Source organism: Aeromonas sp. R3-1, from assembly GCF_040908345.1.
GTDB lineage: Bacteria > Pseudomonadota > Gammaproteobacteria > Enterobacterales > Aeromonadaceae > Aeromonas > Aeromonas veronii.
In genome coordinates this window covers 1-6,642 of the sequence record NZ_JBFODN010000183.1, presented here as the reverse complement: position 1 = coordinate 6,642, position 6,642 = coordinate 1, and the positions used below count along the sequence as shown (strand labels likewise).

General features: G+C 58.7%; 5 protein-coding genes. 3 read left to right on the top strand and 2 right to left on the bottom strand.

Annotation, left to right across the window (positions count from 1 at the left end):
* Window positions 1-64: 64 nt before the first annotated feature.
* Window positions 65-1,417 (bottom strand): anaerobic C4-dicarboxylate transporter DcuC, encoded by a 1,353-nt coding sequence (gene dcuC, locus AB5Y85_RS11185; RefSeq protein WP_005336914.1) that lies wholly within the window; start codon window positions 1,415-1,417, stop codon window positions 65-67.
* Window positions 1,418-1,612: 195 nt separating this feature from the next.
* Here dcuC and AB5Y85_RS11180 point away from each other — a divergent pair, with 195 nt between their 5' ends.
* Complete coding sequence (locus AB5Y85_RS11180) at window positions 1,613-2,077, top strand: hypothetical protein (RefSeq protein ID WP_064338059.1); 465 nt, start codon at window positions 1,613-1,615, stop codon at window positions 2,075-2,077.
* A gap of 183 nt (window positions 2,078-2,260) precedes the next feature.
* On the top strand, window positions 2,261-2,857 hold the full coding sequence (locus AB5Y85_RS11175) for a DUF922 domain-containing protein (protein ID WP_064335946.1): 597 nt from the start codon (window positions 2,261-2,263) through the stop codon (window positions 2,855-2,857).
* Between the two features lie 95 nt (window positions 2,858-2,952).
* Here the strand turns inward: AB5Y85_RS11175 and mnmC are convergent, their stop codons facing one another.
* The gene (gene mnmC / locus AB5Y85_RS11170; protein ID WP_257688113.1) at window positions 2,953-4,971 is read right to left on the bottom strand and encodes a bifunctional tRNA (5-methylaminomethyl-2-thiouridine)(34)-methyltransferase MnmD/FAD-dependent 5-carboxymethylaminomethyl-2-thiouridine(34) oxidoreductase MnmC; all 2,019 of its coding nucleotides are present in this window, start codon (window positions 4,969-4,971) and stop codon (window positions 2,953-2,955) included.
* A gap of 90 nt (window positions 4,972-5,061) precedes the next feature.
* Between mnmC and fabB the strand changes: the two genes are divergently transcribed.
* On the top strand, window positions 5,062-6,273 hold the full coding sequence (gene fabB, locus AB5Y85_RS11165; RefSeq protein WP_257688114.1) for a beta-ketoacyl-ACP synthase I: 1,212 nt from the start codon (window positions 5,062-5,064) through the stop codon (window positions 6,271-6,273).
* Window positions 6,274-6,642: the final 369 nt, after the last annotated feature.

The window sequence follows — 6,642 nt, the reverse complement described above, 5'->3', positions numbered from 1 at the left end:
CACCGAGTCTACTGCAAAGGGGGGGGAGGATACCAGCCCGGCAGGGTGCCGGGCTGGTCAGCGATCAGGCGGGAACCATGATCTGGGTGGCGACGATCACCACCAGCAGGCCGACGGCGACCGGCATACTGGTGCGCTTGACCACTTCGAACGGCGAGAGCTTGCCCATCCCCGCACAGGCGACCACCACCCCGGAGACCGGAGAAATGGTGCGACCCAGGTTGGAGGCTTGCAGCATCGGGATTACCAGATAGGCCGGGTTGATGCCAAGGCTGCTGGCCAGGTTGGGGATCAGCTCCACGAAGGCGTAGAAGGGGGCATTACCCGAACCGGTGGTGAAGGCGGCCAGGGTGGTGATCACCACCAGTGACAGCATCATGATCAGGCCGCCGGAACCGAGATCCTGCGCGTGAGCCAGCAGGGTGTCGATAAAGCCGATGGTCATCAGACCCTGGGCGAAGACACCGGCACCGACCAGCAGCATGACCACACCGGCAAAGGCGTCAGCCATGTTGCGCCAGCAGACCTGCAGACCATCCAGCAGCTCCTTGCCATTGCGGATCCGCACGAGCTCCAGCAGGCTGGCCAACACCATGCACATGACGATGATGGTGACGATATCCAGCTGCGGACCCCATTTACCGTCAAACACCAGCACCCCGATGATGGGGGTAAAGGGCAGGATGGCGTAGAAAGCGGGGGCGGTAGTCACCAGATCACCCGGTGCGACCGGCTCGTTGTGTTCACCGGATTTCTGGTCAAGGTAGCGCTGCCAGAAGAAGTGGGTCACCGCCATGCAGGCGATCGCCACCAGCGAGATGGGCAGGGTCAGCTTGAAGGCAAAATCCAGCAGCGGCATGTTGGCGGCCTGAGCGGCCATCACCACGTCACCGGAGGTCGGTGCCAGAATGATAGCGGCTGGCGAGGCGCACACGGCCGCAGCCGCGCCACGGGAGATCCCCATGTTGACCATCAGTGGGAACAGGGTGGCCATCAACAACACGCCGAGGCCGGTAGCGGAGCTGACCGCCAGCGACATGGCGCAGGCCACCAGATAGGCAGCCACCAGCAGGATATAGGGGGACTTGATGATGCCGAGCGGTTTGCTGGCCAGCTTGACCAGAATGGTGTTGGCACCGATATGGCTCATATAGCCGGCGAAGCCGCACAGCACCATGATCAGCATCCCCAGTCCACCGCCACGGTCATTGAGCAGGAAGCGGACGTATTCGAAGATATCGGTTGCGATATAACCGGTGCTGACCACCTTGCTCGGTAGTACCGGTTTGCCCATCATGGCGGTGATGACCAGCAGCAGCAAGCCGCCGCTCAGCAGCACCCCGGTCGCGGAGTATCCTTTGAAAATGGCACGGCCCACCACCAGGGTGACCAGGGTGCCAACGATGAGTTCCAGCATATGTTGCCTTCTGATTGGATGAGAGTGGAGGGAGTCTATTCCGATAGGGGTAGAGTGGCGACTGGAAACAGGATGTTGTGTGAGCTAAATCAACGTTTAACCCCATGAACAGAATTAAAGAAAGGTAAAGGTACTTTACCCAGCGGGTTTGGCTACCTACCCTTGCCAGCCTTGGTTGTCTTTTGAGGCTTTTATATGGCGATTGGTGATTTTTCAGGCATTAAACGCTCTATTTTCCTGCTTGCGATGCTATTTTCACCTACTTGCGTGTTTGCGGTAACCAATGACGGTTTTCATCAAACCGGTCCTCATCAGGCGGTCGCCATGCGGCGTCTCATGGCTCCTCACTCTTATGGGGTACTGGTGGTTGCCGAGGGGAACAGACCCCGTTTTGCCGCGCTGGCATCCAAAACCACCGAAGCAAACTGCCTGGCCCGTCATGCCATCCGGGTAGATGGGGTCGCGCTGCTGGTCACCCCGAGATTCTATGCCAAAGAGGGAAAACGGGGACTTTGCGAGCTGTGGCTCAATGAGGGGGCAGATCAGGACTTTTTTGCCAACCGCCTTAAAAATGATCATTTTATTCAGATAGATGGTCATGACATCAATGTGAAAAACTATCACCTCGACTGGCAGCGCATCAGCCGTCATGCTCAATAAAAATACAGTTTTGGCCTTGTGCCATACTCTGCTCACGCAACCTGTGAGCGTGCTCTGATTTCTGGGCGCATCATTGTGTTGCGCCGCCTCGTCGTCACACATAGGCTATACCCGTCATCTGTGTGGCGGTGGGGTTCACCAAGGTTGGTACTCCGCCCGTGCAATCAAGGAAGGTAGTCTGGCATGGTCAGCAAGGTTTATGGAGTAGTGGGGGTCGGATTGTTGTTGTTGCCCCTGATGAGTCAGGCTCAGCCGAGCCGGCCGCAAGTGGTGCCAGAGTCCCGCATCAATGTCCGTTTTTATGAGGTCAATGCAACCAGTCCGGAGCAGCTTGCCCGGGCGATTGCCCAGAGTGCTCCCAAGGTGAATGGCAAGCCCGTACTCGGCAAGGCGAGTTATCAGGTGGACTGGCAGCTGGATACCGAGCAGTTGCCGGGTCGCTGCCAGCTCAACCGGGTGACGGTGACCACCAACGCCACCGTGTTGCTGCCCCGCTGGCGTCAGAGCGCGAACAGTAACGATCCTGCCCGCCAGCGCTGGGGGCGGCTGCTCTCCAGCATGTTTGACTACGAATCCCGCTTCAAGGAGATGGTGCTGCAAGGGGCCAATCAGGTGGGCGGTGCGATTGCGGGATTACCCGGTCATGCAGATTGCCAGGCGCTGCGCTATGCCGCGTGGGCTGCGGGCAGTGGCGAGCTGAACAAGATCAAGGGACGGCTCGACGGATTCCAGCGTCAGACAGGTTACGGCGAACAGCTCGGGGTGCACTGGCCCAAGTAAGTGCTATCTCAAGACGCAATATCCAGCATCGCACGATTTGATAAATAGAATGGCCGCCTGATGGGCGGCCATTCTATTTGTTTGCAGAGTCCGGTTCAGACCAGCGCCTTGCCTTTGAGCAGTTTGCGCACCCAGTAACGGGCTGGGTGGAGCGCTTCCAGCAGATCGGCGGCCAGCGGCAAGGGATCGCCGCAGATCTCGCTGGCGAGCAGCTCACCACAGAGCGGCGCCGAGCAGAGGCCCCGCGAGCCGAGCGCCCCCAGCACATAGAGGCCGGGGTGAAGGGGGAGCGGCTGGGCGTTGTGCTGATCATGCTGCAGCTGCGCATAGTGATCCGCCAGACCTTGCAATCTGGCCACTGGCCCCACCACCGGAAGGTGATCCCGGCTGGCACAACGCACCCCTACGCGCGCCTCGTTGCCGCTCACATCCACTTCGGCGGGCCAGGTTTGCTCCGGCAGGCAGGCTTGCAACCGCACCTGATTCTGGATTTGCTCCTCGGCACGAAACTCAAGGCTGCTCTGGTTACGGCCATAGCTGGCACCAATACAGTGTTGATCGTTGTGCATAGGTGTGAGGTAGCCATCGTAGCAGAGCACCGTGTTGAGCTGACTCAAGCTGGCTGAGGTTGGCACATGACTCACCTGACCGCGCACCGGATAGAGCGGCAGCTCGGCAAAGGGGAGCAGTGCTGGCAACTGGTGTCCGGCGGCGACCACCAGATTGGGGGCCTGCCAGTGGCGGCCATCCTGGCTCTCTACTTGCCAGCCATCGGCCAGTTCAGTAATAGCGACTACCTCGGTCTTGAACACGACCTCAAGCAGCCCGCTGGCTTGTGCTTCCTTGATGGCGGCGCGGGTGAGATCCGCAGGGCAGAGCCAGCCCCCCAGCGGGTAACTGACGCCGCTATGGCCGCAGGGCAGGCCAACCACCTGCTCTACCTCTGCTGTAGAGAGGGGATACATCAGTTCGGACGGGAAGGGGCCTTGGTTCATTTTCGCCAACTTGGCTGCCGATTTGTCGTCATAACCGAGCTGGGTCACTCCGCATAATTCGAAAACGATAGGATGGCGTTCGGCCAACGCCAGCAGCCGTTGGTGGGCATAGCCAAAAGCGAGCGAATAGAAGCGTGACAGGGCGTCGTGCTCGCCGTTAAGCAGTGGATAGAGGGCTCCTTGGCGGTTGCCCGAGGCGCCGGTGGCCGGTTCGCCATCTGCACACAGCAACGTCACCTTGCGACCCCGCTCCACCAGAGAGAGCGCCGTCATGGCCGAGGCGATGCCGCCGCCGATGATCACCACCTCGCCAGCGCGTCCGGCAGGACGGGCATACCAGGGGACTATGGTATGCTGCGGCTGCTTGTCGGTGCGATCCCCCACCAGCATCTCCCGCTTGCTACCGTGGCCCTTGACCTTCTTCATGGTAAAACCGGCGGCAATCAGGCCGCGACGGACAAAACCGGCACAGGTAAAGGTGGCGATGGAGCAATCGGGACGGGCGAGGCGAGCGAGACCATCAAACAGATCCTGTGTCCACATCTCCGGGTTCTTGGCCGGGGAGAAACCATCCAGATACCAGGCGTCCACCAGACCTTCTGCCCGGTGAGGCACCTGCGGCAGCATATCCTTGATGTCGCCAAACCAGAGATCGAGGCGAATGCGGCCACCCGCAAAATGCAGGCGGTGGCAACCGGAAACCGGCAGCGGCCATTGGGCGACAAGATCCTGACTCAAGTGGCCAAGTTCAGGCCAGGCGGCCAGCGCCTTGCGCAGATCGTCTTGGGTCAGGGGGTATTTCTCGAAACTGATGAAGTGCAGACGGGAGCCATTGCCGGATTGAGGCGCCTGTTCCAGGAAGGCTTGCATTGTCGCCAGAAAGTTAAGGCCTGTGCCGAAACCTGTTTCACCTATCACGAAACTGTCACTATCGTGGTGCGAAAATCGCGCAGGTAGCCGGTTTTGCTGCAAAAAGACGTAGCGGGTTTCACTTAGACCGTTATCATTGGAAAAGTACACATCCCCGAAGTCACTGGAGACAGGAGTTCCCGCTTCATTCCAGTCCAATCGGGCATGATGTAAGGATGTTTGACTCACGTTTTCCTCGGCTCGCGTCACAAAATCGCGGGCATTCTACGTGAAAGCAGACCAGTTTGGCAGCCGAAAGCGGGTAGACTTGGCGCCAGTTTTTCCAGACGAGATGAATTAATGAGAAGAGCAGTGATCACCGGTATCGGCGTCATCTCCAGTATCGGCAACAACAAGGAAGAAGTGCTGGCCTCCCTGAAAGCAGGTAAATCCGGCATCACCTATTCCGAGCAGTTCGAGCAGCACAACCTGCGCAGCCGTGTCTGGGGTAACATCAAACTCGATCCGTCTGAACTGATCGACCGTAAAGTCATGCGTTTCATGGGCGACGCTGCGGCCTACGCCTACCTCTCCATGCAGCAGGCCATTGAAGATGCTGGTCTGGCGGAAGATCAGGTCTCCAACGAGCGTACCGGCCTGGTGGTCGGTTCAGGTGGTGCCTCCGGCAAGAACACCTCGGAATCTGTGGATATCGCCCGTGAGAAAGGGGTCAAGCGTGTGGGCCCTTACATGGTGCCGCGTACCATGTCTTCCACCACCTCTGCCTGTCTGGCGACCCCGTACCAGATCAAGGGGGTTAACTACTCCATCAGCTCCGCCTGCGCCACCTCTGCCCACTGCATCGGTCACGCGCTGGAGCTGATCCAGCTTGGCAAACAGGATGTGGTCTTCGCTGGTGGCGGCGAGGAGCTGGACTGGTCCTCTACCATCCAGTTTGACGCCATGGGCGCGCTCTCTACCAAGTACAACGACACGCCGGAAAAAGCGTCCCGTACCTATGATGCGAACCGCGATGGTTTCGTTATCTCCGGTGGCGGCGGCATCCTGGTGGTTGAGGAGCTGGAACATGCTCTGGCCCGTGGTGCTCACATCTATGCCGAGCTGACCGGTTACGGTGCTACTTCTGATGGCTACGACATGGTTGCCCCGAGTGGCGAAGGCGCAGTGCGTTGCATGAAGATGGCAATGCAGGGTGTCGGCAAGGTTGATTACATCAACACCCACGGTACCTCCACCCCGGTTGGCGATACCAAAGAGCTGGAAGCTATCCAGACCCTGTTTGGTGCCAACGGTCCCAAGATCTCTGCCACCAAGGCGATGACCGGCCATGCGCTGGGCGCCGCCGGCGTGCACGAGGCTGTCTACTCCCTGCTGATGATGGAACACGGCTTTATCGCTCCCAGTATCAACATCGAGACCCTGGACGAGAAGGCTGAAGGTCTGCCCATCGTGCGTGAGTACGAAGCGGCCGAACTCAACACCGTCATGTCCAACAGCTTCGGCTTTGGCGGTACCAACGCTTCTCTGGTGTTCAGCAAGTTCAAAGGCTGATTATCCGGTTGATATAAAAAAAGCGCCTCAGGGCGCTTTTTTTGTCTTCGGGATCTACCATCACTCATTGCAGAGCAGAGCAGAGCAGAGCAGAGCAGAGCAGAGCAGAGCAGAGCAGAGCAGAGCAGAGCAGAGCAGAGATCGACCATTGTGGAATAGGGGTGGGGGCAGATTTCAGTGCAGATGGTGGGGGGGGAGGTGACGCCACACCAATGAGCCGGATCTACATCTCTCTAGTGGAGTAGATAGCAAGAAGGGAGTCTGAGGCTAATGCCAGTCAGTTAAGCCTGACTGGCATTGTTTTTATTGGCTTTTTTCACCGCATACTTTTGTGGTCTTGCCTTCACACTGCGGGGATAACTCCGCTCC